Origin of the sequence: Clostridium sp. ZBS15 (assembly GCF_023845705.1) — a bacterium.
Taxonomy (GTDB): domain Bacteria; phylum Bacillota; class Clostridia; order Clostridiales; family Clostridiaceae; genus Clostridium; species Clostridium aquiflavi.
This window is the reverse complement of record NZ_JAMQHY010000051.1, coordinates 27,477-49,302: the sequence shown is the minus strand read 5'-3', so window position 1 is coordinate 49,302 and position 21,826 is coordinate 27,477. Positions and strand designations below refer to the sequence as shown.

Annotated in this window: 14 protein-coding genes; 6 read left to right on the top strand and 8 right to left on the bottom strand. The window is 25.3% G+C overall.

The genetic code is table 11. The features are described from left to right. Positions 1–45: 45 nt before the first annotated feature. The 3 genes from NG904_RS14300 to NG904_RS14290 form a co-directional block, all read right to left on the bottom strand. On the bottom strand, positions 46–1,053 hold the full coding sequence (locus tag NG904_RS14300) for a hypothetical protein (RefSeq protein WP_252232278.1): 1,008 nt from the start codon (positions 1,051–1,053) through the stop codon (positions 46–48). After that, a complete protein-coding gene (locus NG904_RS14295; protein ID WP_252213533.1) occupies positions 1,031–1,528 on the bottom strand; it encodes an RNA polymerase sigma factor in 498 nt (165 codons plus the stop codon). The genes NG904_RS14300 and NG904_RS14295 overlap by 23 nt, the downstream gene beginning before the upstream one ends. A 298-nt stretch (positions 1,529–1,826) precedes the next feature. Beyond that, the gene (locus NG904_RS14290) at positions 1,827–2,918 is read right to left on the bottom strand and encodes a ribose-phosphate pyrophosphokinase (RefSeq protein WP_252213532.1); all 1,092 of its coding nucleotides are present in this window, start codon (positions 2,916–2,918) and stop codon (positions 1,827–1,829) included. A gap of 406 nt (positions 2,919–3,324) precedes the next feature. Here NG904_RS14290 and NG904_RS14285 point away from each other — a divergent pair, with 406 nt between their 5' ends. Both NG904_RS14285 and NG904_RS14280 read left to right on the top strand, forming a co-directional pair. Continuing rightward, entirely contained in the window at positions 3,325–3,873 is a 549-nt protein-coding gene (locus NG904_RS14285; RefSeq protein ID WP_252213531.1) for a 50S ribosomal protein L25, read from the top strand. A 242-nt stretch (positions 3,874–4,115) separates the two neighbouring features. Then, positions 4,116–4,661: a 50S ribosomal protein L25 gene (locus NG904_RS14280; RefSeq protein WP_252213530.1), complete on the top strand. Its 546-nt coding sequence runs from the start codon at positions 4,116–4,118 to the stop codon at positions 4,659–4,661. Positions 4,662–4,847: 186 nt separating this feature from the next. Here the strand turns inward: NG904_RS14280 and NG904_RS14275 are convergent, their stop codons facing one another. Beyond that, positions 4,848–6,605 carry a helicase-related protein gene (locus tag NG904_RS14275; RefSeq protein ID WP_252225889.1) on the bottom strand — a complete coding sequence of 586 codons (1,758 nt, stop codon included), beginning with the start codon at positions 6,603–6,605 and terminating at the stop codon, positions 4,848–4,850. A gap of 345 nt (positions 6,606–6,950) precedes the next feature. On the opposite strand from NG904_RS14275, the gene NG904_RS14270 reads away from it, so the two are divergent. Further along, complete coding sequence (locus tag NG904_RS14270) at positions 6,951–7,709, top strand: DUF3298 and DUF4163 domain-containing protein (protein WP_252232276.1); 759 nt, start codon at positions 6,951–6,953, stop codon at positions 7,707–7,709. 173 nt (positions 7,710–7,882) lie between these two features. On the opposite strand, the gene aroD is transcribed toward NG904_RS14270, so the two are convergent. The 3 genes from aroD to NG904_RS14255 form a co-directional block, all read right to left on the bottom strand. Continuing rightward, complete coding sequence (gene aroD / locus NG904_RS14265) at positions 7,883–8,647, bottom strand: type I 3-dehydroquinate dehydratase (RefSeq protein ID WP_252232274.1); 765 nt, start codon at positions 8,645–8,647, stop codon at positions 7,883–7,885. 149 nt (positions 8,648–8,796) lie between these two features. Continuing rightward, the gene (gene pepT / locus NG904_RS14260) at positions 8,797–10,017 is read right to left on the bottom strand and encodes a peptidase T (RefSeq protein WP_252213527.1); all 1,221 of its coding nucleotides are present in this window, start codon (positions 10,015–10,017) and stop codon (positions 8,797–8,799) included. Positions 10,018–10,279: 262 nt separating this feature from the next. Continuing rightward, entirely contained in the window at positions 10,280–12,055 is a 1,776-nt protein-coding gene (locus NG904_RS14255; protein ID WP_252232272.1) for a FapA family protein, read from the bottom strand. 150 nt (positions 12,056–12,205) lie between these two features. Here NG904_RS14255 and NG904_RS14250 point away from each other — a divergent pair, with 150 nt between their 5' ends. After that, complete coding sequence (locus tag NG904_RS14250) at positions 12,206–12,454, top strand: hypothetical protein (protein ID WP_252232270.1); 249 nt, start codon at positions 12,206–12,208, stop codon at positions 12,452–12,454. 78 nt (positions 12,455–12,532) lie between these two features. Here the strand turns inward: NG904_RS14250 and NG904_RS14245 are convergent, their stop codons facing one another. Beyond that, positions 12,533–13,873: a CHAP domain-containing protein gene (locus tag NG904_RS14245; RefSeq protein ID WP_252232268.1), complete on the bottom strand. Its 1,341-nt coding sequence runs from the start codon at positions 13,871–13,873 to the stop codon at positions 12,533–12,535. Between the two features lie 443 nt (positions 13,874–14,316). On the opposite strand from NG904_RS14245, the gene NG904_RS14240 reads away from it, so the two are divergent. Together NG904_RS14240 and NG904_RS14235 are read left to right on the top strand one after the other, a co-directional pair. After that, positions 14,317–18,276 carry a bifunctional diguanylate cyclase/phosphodiesterase gene (locus NG904_RS14240; RefSeq protein WP_252232267.1) on the top strand — a complete coding sequence of 1,320 codons (3,960 nt, stop codon included), beginning with the start codon at positions 14,317–14,319 and terminating at the stop codon, positions 18,274–18,276. A gap of 280 nt (positions 18,277–18,556) precedes the next feature. Further along, complete coding sequence (locus NG904_RS14235) at positions 18,557–21,700, top strand: bifunctional diguanylate cyclase/phosphodiesterase (protein ID WP_252232265.1); 3,144 nt, start codon at positions 18,557–18,559, stop codon at positions 21,698–21,700. Positions 21,701–21,826 lie beyond the last annotated feature (126 nt).

The window sequence follows — 21,826 nt, the reverse complement described above, 5'->3', positions numbered from 1 at the left end:
TTATGCATATATCAACACTTATTTAGTCTATATTTTAATAAATATTTATTTTACACTTTCAATAATTTTTATAGTGTTTTCTTCACTTATTCCCTTATCTGAATTTATAGAATATGACAAATCATTGTCATTCCATTTTGCAGCGTTAATAACATCATCATTTCCTTTTAATGAAACAATTTTATCATTTATATTTAAACTCTTTTCTATTTCATATTTAAAATTAGAAGTATTATCTTCTTTAGAAAGCTCTTTCTTCACTTCAAGATCTAATTTCACATTACTATTTTCATAACTTATTAATATATTATTATTTTCTTTAAGGTTTATATTTTTTATATCTTTATTTTCTATAACTTCTTGAGGTGTTTTGATAGAAAAATCTATGTTTGAATTTAATTCATCTAAATTTTTAAAATTTCTATTTAAGTTTTCATAATTCTGAACTGATTTAATTTTATTACTATCAGTGTAATTATTATCATATGCTGCTTGTATTATTGGTTCTGAATTATTTAAAGAATTTTCTTTTATATTAGTTTCTATTTTTTGTTCAATGTTTTTTTCTTTAGGAATTTCTTCTTTGGTGTTATTTGAACTTTTATTAGTTGCATTATTATTTGACACATTATTACTTATTGAGTTATTGCTTACTGAATTTTTATTATAATTATCTTTAGTTTTTTCTAATGAAGTTTCATCCTCTAACTCTAATTTCTTTTCATTATCTTCATATGTATCTGCGTCTATGCCATTTACATTTGAGCTTTCATTACTGTTATCTTTTATCTGATTAAATGATATTTCTTTTTTGTCATTTAATGACATTTTCATTTTATCATTTAAACTCATTTTTACATTAACTGAAAATACAATAATACTAAAGCACGCTGCTGCTGCTAAAGTTCCTAAATTTCTATAACTTCTCTTTTTGAATTTGCCTTTTGTATTTTCTTGATTTATAGAATCTATATTATTTAATATTCTTTTTTTCATTTCATCATCTACAGTAATTTTATCCATAGTCTTTTTATAATTCTTGCTCAAAATCATATTCCTCCTTTAATTTGTCTTTTAGTATGTTTCTGGCTCTATGCAATAATGACCGTACTGTAGATTCCTTTTTATTAATTAAATTTGAAATTTGAATTGTAGAATAATCTTCATAATAAAATAAATGTATAACCTCTCTATATTTAGCAGGTAACTTCATAACAGCCTCAAAAACATCATGATTTAAATAAGTATCATAGTATGGAAGCTCTTGAAACTCTTCTCTTTTTTTAAACCAAGAAGATTTCAATTTATTTTTACAAATATTTCTACTCACACATATAAGCCATGCTTTTTTATGATCTTCATTTTCAAATTCATTTGTACCTTGAATTAGTTTAAGTAAAACTTCTTGTAATACATCTTCAGCATCATGTATATTTTTCATATATGAATATCCAAGTCTTAATATCATATCCCCATATTTGTCTAAATCTCGTGAGATATGTTCATCTATATATAGTGAATTACCCATAAGGTAGCTTCCCCCTTCACTTATAAAACAATTAAGTAACATAAAATGTTGCATTAATATGAAATTTTCTTTTATTTATCTATAATTATCTTTAATACTATATTTTTTCTTATTATTCATTTAATATCCAAGCTATACTACCCAATTACTTTTCTAAAAGTATTAAGATAATAATTAAAAATTCTTACTTTAATATTAATGTAATATACTTTATTATACTAAAATAAGCTATATTATTGAAAAAACAATAATATAGCTTATTTTTAATTAAATAAAATTCCGTTTAATACCTTAAATATTATTCATTTAATAAAGTATGTATTATTCTTGTTGCATCCATATATTTAGCAATTGATTTTCCATGGTTTAATCTGTTTATCACTCTAGATACAAATTCTGACATATCAGCACTTGTAAACCACTCAGCATCTTTTAATGATTGTGGTATATACGTTAAATTAGTAGAGTAAATTCTCTTTATCAATCCTTCTTCATAAGCTTTATTGAACTTATTAAGACCTTCAGTAAAGAATGCAAATGTGGCAGCTACATATACATTTCTAGCGCCTCTGCTTTTTAATTCTTTTGCAATATCAAGAACAGATTCACCAGATGCTATCATATCATCAACAATTAAAACATCTTTTCCAGTAACATCTCTTCCCATATATTCATGTTGTACTATAGGATTTTTTCCATTGACTATAGTTGTATGGTCTCTTCTCTTATAGAATAATCCAACATCAACCCCTAAAACACTTGAATAGTAAATAGCTCTATCCATTGCTCCAGTATCCGGACTTATTACTAGTAATCTTTCTTTATCAAGCTCTAATGATTTTTCATTTAATATAATTGATTTTACTATATCATAAGTTGGATAAATATTTTCAAAAGATAATAATGGAATAGCATTTTGAATATTAGGGTCATGAACATCAAATGTAAGTATTTCATCTACACCTAATCTTTCAAGTTCTTGAAGTGCTAAAGCACAATCTAAAGATTCTCTACCTTTACGTCTGTGTTGTCTTGATTCATAAAGAAGTGGCATTATTACAGTAATTCTAGCAGCTTTTCCTCTAATAGCTGAAACTGTTCTTTTTATGTCTTGGAAATGTTCATCAGGACCTTTATGATTTTTGAAACCAAACATTTTATATGTACAACTATAATTTCCAACGTCACATAATATGTAAATATCTTTTCCCCTCACTGTTTCAGAAATCTTAACCTTTCCTTCACCATTAGAAAATCTTATTTCATTAATTGGTATTAAGAATGACTCTTCTTCTTTTCTAGTAGTTCTTATAAAGTCATCTATGGCCTTACCTAACTCTTTACAGCTTTCTAATGCTATTATTCCAAGTTCATGATTTAATTCAGTCATTAGTTTCTCTCCCTTTATTTATAATTTATCTTTTATTTTTAAATATATTACCTATTAACAGTATATACTAAAAATGCATTTATATAAATATGTTATCATAATTTTAGTAAAATATTATATATCTATTATACTATATATTTATTAATCTGCATAATATACATCATTAGAAATATTTTATTTCTTCCTATCTAATCTCACTCTTTTTAATTTAAATGTATATTTTTCCAACATTTGAAATATTAAATAATAAAGAGATTCATTTATATATAGAATTTAACTAAACTCTATAGTAATTAATATGCATTCAAATTCATTTTGTATATCTTTTATTTTAGCTTAACTTATTTTTTGTGAGCTTAATAAAAGATATGTATAAATTATAAAAATTAGAAAAGAGGGATTTATTATGTCAAATCTATCATTTAAGGTATATGAAAGAAGTGTAAAAGAAAATAAAAAGGGTCTTAGAAGAACCGGATTAATTCCAGGTGTAATCTTTGGTGAATTCTTAAAAGAATCAATTCCTGTAAAAATGCCTACTGGTGAATTTAATAAGATGATAACAAATAACAATAGTGGTTCTATTATAACTTTAAATTTAAATGATAAAAAAATTAATTGTGTAGTTAAAGAAATTCAAAAACTTAGTCCTAGCAAAATTTTACATGTTAGCTTTCAATCTGTAAAACCAAATGAAAAAATTAAGATGAGAATACCTATTAAATATGTTGGACAAGAAAATTTAGAAACAAAAAGATTGTTGTTGGAAACATTTACTCCTTTTATAGATTTCCAAGGAGATGTTGAAAAAATTCCTGAATTCCTTGAAGTTAACGTATCAAAAATGAATTGTGAAGATAAATTATTTGTTGAGGATATCAATGTACCAGATGATGTGTTAGTAATGACTGATCCTAAAACATTATTAGCTGTTATAACTCCTTTTATTGAATAATTCCTATTTATATTGCCTCTTTTCATTTCCTATATTTGACTTTAAAGTATATATTTATTATACTTGAACTACTAAACAAAAGGAGGATGATGCATATGTGGAGCTTTAATGTTAAGCTCTTGATGTAGTTACTTATGCGTTCAAATTCATTTTTGTATGGATTTATGCACCTTAACGTATCTTTTGTGAGCTTAATAAAAACTACTATTTAAACTATAAAAATTAGAAAAGAGGTTATTATTATGCCAAATATAGCATTTAAGGTATACGAAAGAAATACAAAAGAAAATAAAAATAAACTTAGAAAAACTGGTCTAATTCCAGGAGTAATTTTTGGTGAATTCTTAGAAGAATCAATTTCTATAAAAATGTGCAATGCTGAACTTCATAGGATGATAAGAAATAATAATAGTGGTTCTATTATAACTCTAAATTTAGATGATAAAAAGTTAAATTGTGTAGTTAAGGAGATACAAAAACTTAACCCTAGAGAAATTTTGCATGTAAGTTTTCAATATGTAAAACCAAATGAAAAAATTAAAATGAGAATTCCAATCAAATATATTGGCCAAGAAAATTTAGAAACCAAAAGATTAGTATTAGAAACATTTACTCCTTTTATAGACTTCCAAGGAAATGTTGAAAAAATACCTGAATTTCTTGAAGTTAATGTAGCTAAGATGAATTGTGAGGATAAACTATTTGTTGAAGATATTAGTGTACCAGAAGACATATTGGTAACAACTGATCCTAAGACATTATTAGCTGTTGTAAATCCTTGCCTTTAATCTTTTCACTAAAAAATAATATATTATGTTAAAACAATTAATACATATTTCACTAGAGATATGTATCTTACTTATTTTATAGAATAAAATTAATTAATTATTTTAAAAAGAAGATAATTCGTTATTTGAATTATCTTCTTTTAAATTTAGGCTATGGTTTTAACAGTGTATTTAAACAACTTCATTTTACATTTTTACTAATATTTCATTTATAGCTTCACTTATTTTCATTCTTTCATCATAAACCCATTTAGCATCAAACTTTAAATTAAATATTTTAGAAAATGAATAATACATGTTTATCTTTTGATAATATATTTCTAAGTCATCTAAATTTCCTGTGTAGCATTCTGGAATGAATAATTCATCTTGTTTATTAATAAATAATTCATCTACATAATTTAAGAACGTCTCCATTAATTCATCTCTTGATACATCAAAAGGTACTTTTAATAAATCCCATTCATCCTCTTCTTTTAATTTATATTTCTTTATTTTATCCAAAATTAAAATATACTCACTAATATCCATTTTAGTATAATAATCTAATTTTTCTTCTCTAGTACTCCAAAGAGCTAACTTTTCATTTAAGGGTAAGCTTTGTATTTGAAGTATTGCATCTGATGGACCAATTACAGCTTTTCTTATAATATTATCCTCAACTTCTAATTTAGATTTAATAAAATCCGCTGTACCGCCTACTCCTGCAATATATCCTACATCATAAATACCAATTCTTCCAGCTCGCCCACCAACTTGTTTTACTTCTTGTGAAGTTAATTCTCTTACTTCTTCTCCATCAAATTTTCTTATACTTAAAAAAATTATTCTTCTTATAGGTAAATTAACTCCCATTCCTATAGCATCAGTAGTTACAAGAACCCTTGTCTCTTTATTTACAAATTGTTCATATTGCATTCTTCTAACCTCTGGTGGTAAATCACCATATATCACACTGGCTTTTATTCCTTCTCTTGAATAATCTTCTGCTATCTCTAATACTCTCTTTTTAGAAAAAACTACAATAGCATCTCCATCTTTAACGTCATTATAGTTAAAGTTCTTATACTCAACTTCAAGTGGAATAGATCTTTTATACTCTTTTATTTCATATTCATCATTACAATCATTTATCATTTTCTCTAATATATATTTCGCATTAGCTGCTCCACATATATGTATTTCATCACATTGCAATCCAAGCACAGATTTGCTCCATGCCATTCCCCTATGAGTGTCACTAATCATTTGAATTTCATCAATTACAGCTATATCATAATGTTCTTTTAAATTAACCTTTTCTATTGTACATGAAGCATGAGTAGCTCCAACCTTTATTATTTCTTCTTCTCCAGTTAATAAGTCACAAACTATGCCCTCTTTGTTAAGCTTTTCAAAGTTTTCTAACGCAAGAATTCTAAGTGGAGATAAATAAACTCCATTCTTTGCAGTTTTAAGGCGTTCTATTGCATTATAAGTTTTACCAGTATTAGTATCACCTAAATGAATATAAAATTTTCTTTTCATATATCTAGTATGAATATATTCATCTTTTGGATTAGTTGGAAATTTTTCTTCAAATTCTTTTGCTATTAATTTTGGTATATGCATTTTAGTTAATACTGTCATTAAACCTTGATTTAAAAAGTTGTTATAATTTCCACGTACAACTTGATGAAAATCAAAATCTGTATTATTTTTATTATTATAATAATCAAGCATTCTCTTAGAAACATATTCTAAGAGCTCCTCATATTTTTCATATACTTCATTGAAACCCTTTAACCCTTGATTCTCAAATTCCTTAAGATGTCTTAACTTTTTTCTTATTGAACTTTCATGTTCTATAAGTGCTCCTGGTTTTGAATGCTCTACTATCTCCTCTATTTGATTTATTTGACTTTTATACTTCTTAAATTCTCTTTGCGCTGCATTTTTCTTCATTAAAAAACCTCCAAAATATACTCAAGAATTTATCCACCCTGTGTTTTTAAAATTTTTTAATTAAACTATTAACTTGAAACCCATATTTCTAATTTAGATTTGTACTAAAATTTACTTAAAGCATAACTTATTTTTATTATATCACAATTAAATGTTTTCTTTCGTTAATACTATTACTCCATTCATCTTTACTTATACATATACAAAATATCATTTGATTTATTAACTTTATCATTATAAAAGCAAACTATTTGAAATTCTTTTGTAAGTCATTTGTAACAAAGTTTGGTAAATTTTGAATTAATATAGTATTAAAGAAATAAAAAACAGTAAGGAGACGATACTATGAAAAGAAATTATATACGTAAAATAATATTAGCTAGCTTGGCACTAATAATGACTACCAGTATATTTTTAGGTTATGGACAAAAGGCAAATGCTGCTACTATTATTAATGATACTTCAAAAATACAAGTAGTAGAAAATACTATAACTAATGACTCAGCATACTTAAAAGAAAATATTAAATTATTTAACTTTAAAGCTGAAGATAATAATGAAAAAATCAACATTTTAAACAAAAAAATTAATAATGATATTGATTTACTTTTAAGTGAAATGAGAGCTTACAGTAAAGAGGATTTTGATATGTTTGGAAAAGAATTTGTAGCTTTTCCATATGAAGTAAATATAGATTATAAACTAACTAACCAATCTGATTCTTTAATAAGCTTATATATGGATATCTATAGATATTCTGGAGGAGCTCATGGAAATACATTAAGAAGTTCATATACAATTGATAAAAATACAAAGGATTTAGTGTCTTTAAATAATTTGTTTACTAATGGATATGATTATAAAAAAATAATAAATGATTCAATATCAAAACAAATTGCTACTAATCCCGAAAATTATTTTGAATCTGCAATAAATTTTGAAGGAATCAATGATGATGTAAATTTTTATATTGATGGAGATAATCTTATAATATATTATCAACAATATGAAATTGCACCTTACTGCTGTGGAATGCCAGAATTCAAAATTTCTTTAAGTTTATTTGGTGAAAACTATTTATACCATAATTCTATAAATCATTAGAAAAAATTTAAACAATAAATTAAGTAATTCCACTAAGCTTTAGTTAGCATTTACAAATAAAAATTGAAAGTTAATACTCTGGAAATCTATAGACCTTATAAGAAATATATATTAAAATTCTACAATTTTCTATATATCAAAAGGGAGCAGTTCTAGTAACAGCTCCCTTTAAATTATATACTTTTATGCAATAATTGAAGTACAGAATGTAATTCTTGAACTCCTATTTGACCAGGAGCTGATGCTTTTTTTGAAGCACCAAAAGTTAAACAAGATCCAAAAATTTCTCCAGCTAATCTGCTTATAACTCCAATGCCATTCATAGACATAGTTATTATTGCATTATCAGGATATTTTTGCTTAATTTCATTTGTAGCACAAAGTAGAGTTAAAACATCATTTCTATCCTGAGGCATAACTGCTATTTTAGGTAAATCAGCATTTAATTCTATCATCTTAACTAATCTAGATACAATCTCTTCTTTACATGGAGTTTTTAAAAAATCATGATTTGACATAACAACCTTAACTTCATTATTATGTGCAACTTCTACTATTTCTTTTACAAAATCATCACCTGTAAATAATTCAACATCAACTAGATCTACTAATTTAGTTTTTACTATTTCATGAATTAATTTTATGTAATATTCAATAGCAATTTCTTTTTCTCCTCCTTCTTTTTTACTTCTAAACGTAAAAAGAATTGGTATACCATTTAAAGCTTTCGTCAATTTTAAAAGAGTATCTTTTACTTTTTCTATATTATCAACATATTCATAAAAATCAACACGCCATTCAACTATATCTAAATTTAAATCTTTTAACTTTTCTGCTTCATCTAATATTTCTTTACTTGTTATGCCTATAATAGGAACACATATCTTAGGTATACCATGACCTATTTTTATGCCCTTAACTTCAACAATCTTTGCCATCCCCAATTTCCTCCATGCCTATCTTTTATTATAAAGTATCCTATTAAGAACAAAGTAGCTACGCCACCTTGTTCTTCTAATTACTCAATCTACCTTTGCTTACAAATATATCAACATTCATTTAAACATAACCAGAGAATAAAATTTAATTATTCCTCGGCGTATCTTTTTAATATTTCTATTATTATATTTGTACAAATATCCATGCCTTCAACTGTTATATGTTCAAATTCACCATGATATGCAAATCCACCAGTTCCTAAGTTGGGGCATGGAAGTCCCATATAACTTAATCTTGCACCGTCTGTTCCACCTCTAATTGGTTCAACAATTGGAGTAACATTTAAGTCTTTCATAGCTTCTATTGCATTATCTATTAAATGGAAACAAGGTTTTACTAGTTCAACCATATTTCTATACTGCTCCTTTAATGTTACTTTAACTGTTCCTTCTCCATACTTTTCATTAAGAAGTTTTTCAACTAATTTCATCATAGACTTTTTAACTTGAATTTTTTCTGCATCATGATCACGTAATATATATTCCATACTAGCATTATCTGTGTTTCCACTTAATTTTTCTAAATAATAAAATCCTTCATACCCTTCTGTGTATTCAGGTCTTTCACAAGCCGGTAACATAGAATTAAATTCTATTGCTACATTTAAAGCATTTATCATAGTGTTTTTAGCACTTCCTGGATGAACAGATACTCCACTTATTTCTATTTTTGCACCTACTGCATTAAAATTTTCATACGCTATTTCGCCTTCTATTCCACCATCAATTGTGTAAGCAAAATCCGCTCCAAAATTCTTAACATCAAAAAGATCGGCACCTTGACCCACTTCTTCATCAGGTGTAAAACCTACACAGATCTTTCCATGAGGTATATTGTCATTCATTATAATTTCACATGCAGTAAGTATTTCAGCAATACCAGCTTTATCATCTGCTCCAAGAAGTGTTGTTCCATCAGTTGTAATGACAGTTCTTCCTTTTAAAGTTTTTAGATGTGGAAATCTTTTTGGAGATAATACGCTATTATTTCCTTTTAATATAATATCTCCTCCATCATAATTTTCAATTATTTGTGGTTTTACATTTTCTCCACATGCAGCTGGTGCTGTATCTATATGAGCTATAAGTCCTATACTCTTTTTGTCTTCATAACCTTTAGTTGCTGGAATAAATCCGTAAACATAACAATTTTCATCACATCTAACATTCTCAATACCAAGTGCCTTCATTTCTTCTACAAGTAAATTAGCTAAATCAAATTGTCTCTTGGTTGTTGGATGTGTTAATGAATTTTCATCTGATGTAGTATACACCTTAGCATAGTTTAATAAACGTTCATAAGCTTTCATTTAATTACCTTCTTTCTTAATAATATAGTTATAACTAGTTATCTTTTTAACAAATGTTATACTTATTGTTTTTTAATGTTTTCATCTTATACTTAAATACTTTTAATATGGTTATGTTTTAGCAGAGTGTTGATGATATATGCATAAGCAAAGTGGGCGGAGTAATTATTGTATTTTCATTTTGCTTTATATAATTATTATCATCTAAATATTACTTTTCTTCAATATTTTCCTCTAAATAAGATTAATATATAATCTTAAGTTAACTATATTTTTCAATTTTACTATATGCTGATTTAGAAATTTCAATACTCCTAAAATGTTCATCATAATACACATTGATATTTTCAAGTTTTTCTTCTAATATTAATGTAGAATTTCCAAAGCAAAACTTTGTATTTGGATAAGCAATTGTAGCACTTATTCGTCCAGACTTAGGAACTTTTAAAGCTGTAGCTACACAAGCATTACTTCCTACAATTCCTGCACTTATATTGCCTTGTGCGTCTAACAATCCACCCCTAGCAACTGAATTAGGTTTAGCAAATATTATATCTTTCATAGCATTTAAATAAGAAGTATATTCTCCATTACCATTTATTATAATATTTCCTGTGGATTTTATATAGCAATCTTGACAATAATTCAATTTTACATCTAAAGGCACTATAATATTTTTATTATAGTATTCTAATTCATTATCTAATATATTATTAAAATTATTTAATTGTCTCATAGAATGTAAATCAAGCATACCATTCATAAGAACCTTATCTCTAATTAGATCTACTAGTTTGTTATATCTTATTTTATTTTTTATATTAGTTGATACTATATCTAAAGATATCTTTTTAAAGTCTTTAAACTTAGTATCTATTACTAAGTTTAGTGTTGTTCTAAAATCCATTTTCATATTTTCTAAATTTGCTTGTTTCATAATACTAATTATTGATGAAATGTTTTTCTTATATAAGTTTAATAACTGAGAATAATCTTTTTTTTGCATATCAATTTGACCACATAAAATCTTAGAGCTAATTGCACTTCCTAAAATCGTAATCTCCCCTCCTGTAACTACATTAGATGTATTTACATTATGGCTTACATCTAAGGCACCACCAGCATTAACACTCATGTGATCATCAACGCTATTATAAACTTCAATATCACCATAAAAAGCAATATTGCACGTTTCCATATTTACACTTTCTACAGAATACACTGGATTAACTCCAATGCTTCTATTTAATATGTGTGCTTTCCCATCTATTAATGCTATAACATCATTATTTTCTATCTTACACCCTTTAGATGTTTTTATTGGTTCATTCCTTATATAGTCCTTTTTTACAATTTTCCCAAATATATTTATACCATCTTTTCCAAGAACTTCTGGAATTATTTCAGCTATTTTATCTCCAGCTTTCACATTTGAAATTCTAAATAAATTTTTATAATCCACTTTCTCTTGTGAATCAATATCTGGAAAAAACATTTTAGTTTGTATAAATAAAGGTTTTATTTCAGATGGTATATCTGTTATAGGCTCTTCCCCTTGAGCAACAATAATTTCTTTTCCTTTATTTTCTGATACAATTTTTAAAGTTTCTTCATTTATACCATATATAACTCCCTTTTCTTTTAATATATTCTTTAACTCCATTATACTAAAAGGCTCTGGATATTTTTCACTTATTACTTCAGTAGTTAAAGCTAAGTTTAAAAAACATTGTTTATCTTTAAGACCATATTCTATTTTAGGTGCATAATTTACTGTCATAAAAGCCTTCATTTTATTTTTTGATATATTAACTACAGCTTCTCTTACTTCCTCTGTACTTACACGTTTACATTCTATTTCATCATTTGATGTGACTTCATAAACATTATTTACCTTACAACGTTTTTTGTTGATATATAATTCTATATTGTTACATACTTTTATAGTTATAGGCTGATTAACTATAGAATTTAGTTCTTTATCAACCTCATCTACTATTATTATTTTCCCATTAACAACTTTGGCTCCAAATTCCATTTCTCATTGATCCCCTTAATTACCTTAATATACTTATTATACTATAATATCAAAAAATTAACATAACATTGAATTATTATGTATATTTTAAAAATAAGCGCATATATTAAATCATAAGTAAAAATTATGATATTGAGAGGTTAAGTAGGCATGGAATTAATGTATATTAAATATAAAAATAACATAAAATCAACTACTATAAAAGACGGTAATAAATTGATTAGAAGTGAAGCAAAAGTAATACCATTAAGAAATAAAGAAAATTTTAAAAAACCTAAGACTTATTATAACAATATCTCAAATAAAGTAAATGATGATGATAAAACTAATGAAAAAATCACCAATTTTTTCTTTAATGCAATTCATAAAAACTACTTAGCTAACAAAAAAAGATTTTAAAACATAGCCTAAAAATAATATAATAAAATGCTCTAACTAAATTTAAAAATATAGTTAGAGCATTTTATTATGTTCTTATTAATAATTTGGTTCATCTAAATATATATATCCGTATAAATCTTGTGTATTATATAGTTCTCTATATTTAAACAGTGATCCATGCCAAGATGATTCTGATATATATACTTTATTATTTTCTATTTTTTCAATTACTGCAACATGACCAAATCCACCTGAACCTGCTAAAGATGGTTTCCATACTGCTAAAGCTCCTACTCTAGGTTTATTTCCCGTTTTATATTTACCCGTATCAAGATTAGATTGCCACCATTCATATCCATTTCCTAGGAATTTTGCATCAATTGGTGCTTGTCCAGTAAGTTCCCATATACGTCCCCATGCATACCATGTGCAGTTTCCTACTATAGGACTTCCATCATCTTTTAAAAATGGTGGTGAAAGTTTTACTTTATAAAATATATTATTATTTGAATAATAATATTTATTATCTAGAGACGGTGGTCCTGTTCTTTCTTCGCCAAGCTCTACGTTTAATTCTTCATTTAAATCATCATCTATTATATCATCTTCATCGCTTATAAGTTTTATCCATTCACTACTTGACCATCCGGTCAAATTATCATATGAAATTTTATAGAAACCATTTACTTCATTTCCTATAACCTTTACTTTACTTTTTTTAGGTACAGTTCCTAATATATTTGATGAAGCTAATGGTTCTTCTCTTACATTTAATGGTGAACTTTCTGTTATAACATATCCTTTTCTAATTTCATCAGTACTTGTCCCATCACTTTCAATTGAATTAGATATTTCTTTACTTATTAATTGACCACTTTCAGAAAAAATATATCTCTCTCCATCAATTGTTAATTTTCCAGTTACCATCTCACCACTAGAATTAAGATAATAAATATTACTATTATATTCTAACCAACCCGTATCCATTGATCCATCATTTGATAAGTAATACCATTTCTCATTTTTATCTTTTAACCATCCTGTAAGCATAACACCACTATTTGAAAGATAATACCATTTATTATTTTCATCCTTAAGCCATCCTATATCCATAGCCCCACTTCTAGATAGGTGATACCACTTATTATCATTATCCTTAAACCATCCTACTTGCAATGTTCCACTAGTTAATAAGTAATACCATTTTCCATCATTATCTTTTAACCATCCCGTATTCATAATACCATTGGCATCAAAATGATACCAAGAATTATCAATATTTTTCCATCCAGTTGCTTTAGTATCATTTTCAAGCCAGCTCCACTTATTTTGTGAATCTTTTTGCCATGCAGCATATGCAGTTACTGAATTTAAACTTAATAACATGGTAATTGTTAAAGAAGTCAGTATTATCTTAGTTAGATATCTTTTTTTCACCTATTTTTTCTCCCCTTAAGTCAATTATTAATGTCTTTTGTCATTTGTATTAAAACAATATTACTATTTTAATAATTTAATATGTTAGAAATAATTATATCATATATAATAGCAAACATTGAGTTGCTTTCCATAATATTTTAATTATTTTTACAATATTCATCAATAGTTTCATCTTATTTTTTATTTGATTTACCCAATACTTTTCTAAATTCAACTCATATATACATTAATGTATAATATTTCTTAAATAAGCATCTCATATAAGCATCTTATAAGGTCATAAATTAACATAAAAGTGTTTTTATTATAATATTTTCCTAAAACTTATAATATGCTATACTATAAGTTGTTATAGACTAATTTAATTTTAATTTTTTATATTAAAAAAAGCATTATTATTTACTATATAGATTTATTTGTGTGAAAGAGAGGCCTATATTATGGACAAACTTGTTCAACAAGCAGAAATATTCGCTAAAAAAATAGTACACACTTACTTTATAGAACGAAACTTTGAAATTATCCTGAAAAATATGGACGAAAGTAGTATATCTTGGATTGGTACTGGTGCTAAAGATATCTGTACTAACATAGATGATGCTTTAAGACTTTTTGAGCTTGAAAAGAAAACTAGTAATCTTAAATTTCAAATTGAAGAAGAACAGTATCACACTATTGTTATTTCTAATAAGGTTGTTTTAGTATTTGGAGAAGTAACTTACAAAAATAGTTTAGAAAATAAAACATTAATTAAAGTTCCCACCAGATTAACCTTATTGTGTAAATTAGTTAATGATAAATTTAAAATATGCCATATTCATAACTCTGTTGCAGATACTACACAAAAACATAATGAATTTTTCCCTGAAAGTATGGGGAAATATAGTTATGATCTTTTACAAAAAATTATAGAAGATAAAACTATAAAAATTGAACACATAACAAATAGTATTGATGGTGGAGTGGCCACTATTTCTTGTGATGAATTTCTTTCAATTAATTATGCAAATGATGGATTTTATAAGTTAATAGGATATACGCGTGAAGAATTTAAAGATTTAATGAATAATCAAGTTATTAAAATTATTAATGAAGAAGATTTAGTTAAATTAACAGACCCCTTGTTACATAATACATCTATTAATAATGGTATAAAAGTAGAAATAAAATTACAGAAAAAAAACGGAGAAACAATTTGGATTTTACTAAGTGGTCATAAATTTATTACGGATAAAAGTTTGCCTGAATTTCTTTGTATACTTGTTGATATTACCGAATCTAAGCAAATACAACATGATTTAGAATTAGAAAAAAAACGTTATAAAATAATTGCTGAACAATCAAACAATATATTATTTGATTATGATATTCTAACTTGTAAAATGGTTTATTCAATTAAATATACTAATATTACTGGAAAAGACTACAATATACCTAATTTTGTTTATGAAACAATAAACAGTAATCTAATTTATAAAGAAGATATACCTAAATTCTTAAATCTAATGAAATCCCTTTCATCTGGAAAAGATTTTATTACAACAGATCTTAGAATTAATGGTATTAATAATTTATACACATGGTTTAAAGTGCAAGCAACTATATTGTTTGATGATAAAAAACCAATTAAGGCAATTGGAAATATAGTAAATATAGATAAAGAAAAAAGAGAAAATGAAGCTTTAAAATTAAAAGCACAACTTGATCCACTTACTAAAGTTTACAATAAAGTGGTTACTAAGTCTCTAATTGAAAAATATATTACTACAGTTGCTAAAGAAAAATATCATGCACTTATGATTATTGATATTGATAATTTTAAAGCGGTAAATGATAACTTAGGTCATATGTTTGGTGATTCTGTTCTTTCTGAAGTTTCATCTAGTATAAAAAAGGTTTTTAAAGAATCCGACATTGTAGGACGTATTGGTGGAGATGAATTTATAATTTTTATAAAAAATATTGGTTCCTATGAATTAATAGCTCAAAAAGCAAATGATCTTTGTAAGGTTTTTAAAGACATTTATACTGGAGAAAATAACGATTTTAAAATCTCATGTAGTATAGGTATATCTATATACCCTACTCATGGAACTACGTATGATGAACTATTTAAAAAAGCTGATAAAGCCCTTTATAGTTCAAAAAATAATGGAAAAAATAAGTTTGAACTATTTAATTCTAAATTAAATTCTTCTAATAAAAACGAAGATCATTTACTTAATTATTATACTGAAAATGAAAGTTATAGACGATTTATTCATGGATTCGAAAATAACTTTTGTAATTATGTTTTTGATATAATGTCTGAAACAAAAGATGTTAATAGTGCAATAAATTTAATCTTAGCTAAAATAGGTACTTCATTTAAATTAAGTCGTATAAGTATCTTAGAAACTTCTGATAATGATACATTGCTTGGAACCACTTATGAATGGTGTGATAATAATATATTGCCTTCAAAGTATATCATGCAGAACTTGGAATTTAATAATTTGAAAACTTATTTGATTAATTTTTATAAAAACGGTAATTTGAATTGTTCAAATATTTATACATATAATTTACCTAATAAATTAAGTAAGCTATATGCATCACTTAAAAGTAAATCTATTTTTCAAAGTCCAATTCTTGATAATGGTAAATTTAAAGGATGTGTTTGCTTTGATATCTGCTATGAAAACCATGTATGGACAGACTTTGAAATTGAATCTTTTACTTCAATAACTAAAATAATAGGTTCTTATCTTTTGAATATGCGTACTAAGGAACTTTTAGAAAGTGAAAAACTTTTAACTCAAGCTGTTGCTAAAAATCAGAGTTTATATACTTACATGTTAAAACCAAATTCATATAAGCTTATATATCTTAGTCCTAATACCCAAGATCTATATCCTAATGCTCGAGTTGGAGATGTATGTTATAAAGTTATTGGCAATAGTGATATTCCTTGTAAATACTGCCCTCTTACTGACCTCTATAAAAAGGATATTCGTAGCAACACAATAGAATTTTATAATAGTTGTTTAAAAGGTTGGATTAGTACTACTGCTTCTGAAATAAATTTATCATTAGACAATAAAGCAAACTTAATTTGTTTTTCTAATGTAACTAATTTTATTGATAGAATAACTTCAAAAGATACTTTAACAGGTGCTCTCACTTTAGCTAAATTTGAGGTGCTTGCAAAAAACTTACTAACAAATGTATCTTATACTAAGTTTGCTCTTATTTATTGTGATATTAATAAATTTAAATATATAAATGAAACTTCTGGATACGCTATTGGAAATAAAGTTTTAGTCCATTTTGCACACTTTGTTTCTTCATTCTTGTTTGCTGGAGAATTAATTTGCAGAGCTTCTGCAGATAATTTTATTATATTATTAAAATATGATAATCTAGAATCTTTAAAAAATAGATTTAAGAATTTTAATGAAAATTTCATAGAAGTTCAAAAAATACATTTTAATAATTTAAAAATTCCAGTTATATGTGGTGTATATTTAATAAACTCAGAAGATACAGACTTATCTTTAATGATAGATCGTGCTAATATTGCGCGAAAAACAATTAAAGGATCTCATAAAAGTAAATATGCTTTGTATGACCATGAATTGCATTTAAAAATTACCAAAGAGAAAGAAATTGAAAATTTAATGTTTTCTTCACTGGAAAATAACGAATTTTTAGTATATTTGCAACCTAAAATTGACCTTCCAACTCAAACAATAGTTGGAGCTGAAGCTTTGGTAAGATGGATGAGCCCAAGTAAAAAACTTATACCACCAAATGAATTCATTCCTTTATTTGAAAAGAATGGTTTTATAATTGAATTAGATTTTTATGTTTATGAAGAGGTATTTAAAAAAATGAATTCATGGATACAAGAAGGTAAAAAAGTTATACCTATTTCTTTAAATGTGTCTAGGTCTCATATAAATGATAGTGACTTTATTCCTAGATTAAAAAAATTGACAGAAAAATATAATGTTCCGACTAACCTAATAGAACTTGAGTTAACTGAAAGTATATTTTTTGATAATATTCAAGTTTTACTTAATGCAATTATTAAGTTAAAAGCTCTTGGATTTACTTGTTCTATTGATGATTTTGGTTCTGGATATTCATCATTAAATCTTTTAAAAGATTTACCTATTGATGTTTTAAAATTAGATAAAGAATTTTTTCCTAATTCAGCTATAAATTCAAAGGAAAAAGTAATAATCTCTAATATAGTTAAAATGGCTCAAGATTTAAATATAATAGTAATTTCGGAAGGTATTGAAACAAAGGAACAGGCAGATTTTTTAACTGAGATTGGTTGTGATATGGCTCAAGGATATCTTTTTGATAAACCTATGCCTATCAAAATGTTTGAAAAAAAATTATGGGGATAAAAAAGAGGTGGCAATTAGCCACTTTTTTTATTTAGAAAATTGCACCTTAGCATTAGTATGTAAATATAATAAATTAAGAAACTTGTTTTCAAATCATTCTAATCTTTAGTTAAGTTATCCTTATTATTAATACTTAACTTTATTTTAAGATTAGAAAAAATTATTTTATCACTTCCCTACCTTGTATTCTTTAATATTTATAAAAAATAGTGATAAAATAACAACTTAAACTTATAATTTCTTAATACTATTTTATATTTTATAAAAGCGAGGATATATTATGAGTAAACTTAAAGATAAAATAACTTCTTTACTACAACCAATTCTCAATAAATTTTTAATTAAATTATTTTATAATTCTGATTTATGTGGATTAGCTACTATTGTTTTTAATAATTCTTTTAAAATCTCTTACGCAAATCTTGAATTTTTTAAGATTCTTGGATTAAAGAAAGATATTTTTAATAAAGATTGTAAAAATGATGTTCTTTCAATCATTTATAAAGAAGATATAGATTTGTTTAAGAACATTTTTGTGACTAAACATAATGTTGGAGACGATATTAAAATTGAATTTAGAATTAATAAAAATGATACTAATTTTAGTTGGCTACTTCTAATGGGTCGGTGTATATCTAATAAAAATTGCAATTATCAATTTATATGTATTCTTAATGATATAACAGAAAATAAAAATACTCATCAAAAATTAGAGATTGAAACATTAAAATTAAAAATTCAATTAGATCCTCTAACTAAGTTATATAATAAAACCGCAAGTAAAGTATTAATTGAAGACTTCTTAAAAAGTAATACTTTAACCTCACATGCTCTTATGATTATTGATATTGATAATTTTAAATCTATAAATGATAATTTAGGTCATATGTTCGGTGATAATATCTTATTAAAAGTTTCCGATACTTTAAAATCTTGTTTTGACAAAGATGACATTGTTGGACGTGTTGGAGGCGATGAATTTATTGTATTTTTTAAAAACATTATTAATACAGAAATGATTACCACTAAGGCTTATACAGTTTGTAATTCTATAAAAAATATATATATAGATAAAAGTCATAGTATTTCTTGCAGTATTGGAATATCTATTTATCCAAATGATGGGATTGCTTATTATGACCTTTTTGAAAAATCTGATCATGCTCTTTATTTAGCTAAAAGATATGGTAAGGATTGCTTTGAATTCTATGATAAAAATAAAATAGATGTTTTTAAAGAAAGTGATATCTTCAATTTTCATTCAAAAAACAATTTGTACAACAGATATAATAACACTTTTAAAAATAAATTAATTTCATACTCATTTGATATACTCTCTGAAACTAAAGATATCGATGATGCTATAGTTTTGATTTTATCTAAAATTGGGGAGTACTTTAATTTAAGTAGAATAAGCATACTAAAATATTCCTCAGAGGATACTAATTTTAATATTACGCATGAATGGTGTAATTATGAAATACCTTGTTATAAAAATGAGCTGAAAAATTTATTGTTTAATGATTGGCTATATTATTTTTCTATCTTTAATAATGATGATGTATTTATTTGTAACGATTATTCAAATTTAATTCTGCCAGAAAAAAATAAAAAGCTTTATGATAAGCTTAATGTAAAATCATTTTTACAATGTCTTATAAAAGATAATGAACAGTATAAAGGATGTGTTAACTTCTATAATTCCTATGAAAATCATTTTTGGACTGCAAATGAAATCAAGTTGTTTACTACAATAACAAAAATAATAGCTTCTTATTTGTTGAAGATACTCACTACTCAACGTCTTGAAGAAGAAAAACATTTTTTCCAATCCATTGCCAAAAATCAAAATCTATATACCTATGTTTTAAAAGATGATAGCTATGAGCTATTATATATGAGTCCTAATTTAAAAAACATCTTTCCAAATGCAAAATGCGGTGAAGTATGTTATAAAGCTTTTTTTAATAGCGATATTCCTTGTATGCATTGTCCATTATCTAAATTAAATTATGATAATAATACTAATACAGTTGAATTTTTTAATCCAGTACTCGAAACTTGGATAAGTATGACAGCTTGTAAAATAACCTTACCTAAAAATATTCAAGCAAGACTAATGTATTTTTCTGATATAACAAATTTTTTAGATAGAATTATCTCTAAAGACTCTTTAACAGGCTTAATGACATTACCAAAATTCGAAGTAATGGCTAATGAACTATTAAATAAGTCAAATAATAAATATGCACTTATATGTTCAGATTTTGATAAATTTAAATATATAAATGAGACTGCTGGTTATGCTATTGGAAATAAAGTTTTAGTTAAATTTTCTTATCTTTTATCTACACTTCTTGACAAAGATGAATTAGTATGTAGAGCTTCTTCTGATAATTTTTTAACTCTTATAAAATACACTGATATTGAAAAATTTAAAAATAGACTTATAAATTTTAATAATGAAATATTAAAGTTTCAAAAAGAAGAATTTAATCATATAAAAATCTCTATAATTAGTGGGATTTATTTAATAACTAATGTAAATGATAGCTTAGTTTCAATGATTGACAAAGCGAATATAGCTCGAAAAACTATTAAAGGTTCACATAAAAGCCAATTTGCATTTTATGATTCTAAACTTCATATAAAAGCTACTGAAGAAAAAAAGATAGAAAATCGTATGATTGATGCCTTAGATAACAGAGAATTCGTAATATATTTACAACCCAAAATTCAACTTTCTACAAAAAAATTAGTTGGCGCTGAAGCTCTTGTACGATGGATTACCCCTGATAATGTGATTTTTTATCCCGGAAAATTCATTCCCTTGTTTGAGAAAAATGGATTTATTGTTGAGTTAGATTTTTATGTTTATGAAGAAGTTTTTAAAGTTCTTCGTAATTGGATGGATAATAAAAAGAGACTGCTACCGATTTCTATGAATGTATCAAGAGTTCATATAAATAATGATACTTTTATCTCTAGATTAATCACTCTAATTAAACAATATAGTATTCCAATAAATTTAATAGAGCTTGAACTTACTGAAAATATTTTTCTTGATAATATAAAAGAAGTATTAAGTAAAATAACTGAATTAAAAAACCTTGGATTTACTTTTTCAATGGATGATTTTGGGGCTGGATATTCTTCTTTAAATCTTTTAAAGGAACTTCCTATAGATGTTTTAAAATTAGATAAAAGCTTTTTTCCTAACAACAATGTAAGTGCTAATGAAAAAATAATCGTATCTAATATTGTAAAAATGGCTAAAGATCTTAATATTTCAGTTTTATCTGAGGGAGTAGAAACTCAAGCTCAAGTAGATTTTTTAACTCAGATTGGATGTGATATGGTTCAAGGATACTTTTTTTCAAAGCCTATACCAGTTGATGAATTTGAAAAAAAATTTAATCCTTAAATATCTAAAAATAATTTATCCTTAATAAAGTGTAACCTTTATAGTAGATATAAAAATTCTTATATGATTTTTAGCTACTATAAGGGTTTTTATTTGTGAAAATACAGTAATTGCAGTAAAATTTAA

Bases quoted from the DNA above. Each gene is read 5' to 3' on its own strand.
- NG904_RS14300 (WP_252232278.1), bottom strand. From the start codon at position 1,053: ATGATTTTGAGCAAGAATTATAAAAAGACTATGGATAAAATTACTGTA.
- NG904_RS14295 (WP_252213533.1), bottom strand. From the start codon at position 1,528: ATGGGTAATTCACTATATATAGATGAACATATCTCACGAGATTTAGAC.
- NG904_RS14290 (WP_252213532.1), bottom strand. From the start codon at position 2,918: ATGACTGAATTAAATCATGAACTTGGAATAATAGCATTAGAAAGCTGT.
- NG904_RS14285 (WP_252213531.1), top strand. From the start codon at position 3,325: ATGTCAAATCTATCATTTAAGGTATATGAAAGAAGTGTAAAAGAAAAT.
- NG904_RS14280 (WP_252213530.1), top strand. From the start codon at position 4,116: ATGCCAAATATAGCATTTAAGGTATACGAAAGAAATACAAAAGAAAAT.
- NG904_RS14275 (WP_252225889.1), bottom strand. From the start codon at position 6,605: ATGAAGAAAAATGCAGCGCAAAGAGAATTTAAGAAGTATAAAAGTCAA.
- NG904_RS14270 (WP_252232276.1), top strand. From the start codon at position 6,951: ATGAAAAGAAATTATATACGTAAAATAATATTAGCTAGCTTGGCACTA.
- aroD (WP_252232274.1), bottom strand. From the start codon at position 8,647: ATGGCAAAGATTGTTGAAGTTAAGGGCATAAAAATAGGTCATGGTATA.
- pepT (WP_252213527.1), bottom strand. From the start codon at position 10,017: ATGAAAGCTTATGAACGTTTATTAAACTATGCTAAGGTGTATACTACA.
- NG904_RS14255 (WP_252232272.1), bottom strand. From the start codon at position 12,055: ATGGAATTTGGAGCCAAAGTTGTTAATGGGAAAATAATAATAGTAGAT.
- NG904_RS14250 (WP_252232270.1), top strand. From the start codon at position 12,206: ATGGAATTAATGTATATTAAATATAAAAATAACATAAAATCAACTACT.
- NG904_RS14240 (WP_252232267.1), top strand. From the start codon at position 14,317: ATGGACAAACTTGTTCAACAAGCAGAAATATTCGCTAAAAAAATAGTA.
- NG904_RS14235 (WP_252232265.1), top strand. From the start codon at position 18,557: ATGAGTAAACTTAAAGATAAAATAACTTCTTTACTACAACCAATTCTC.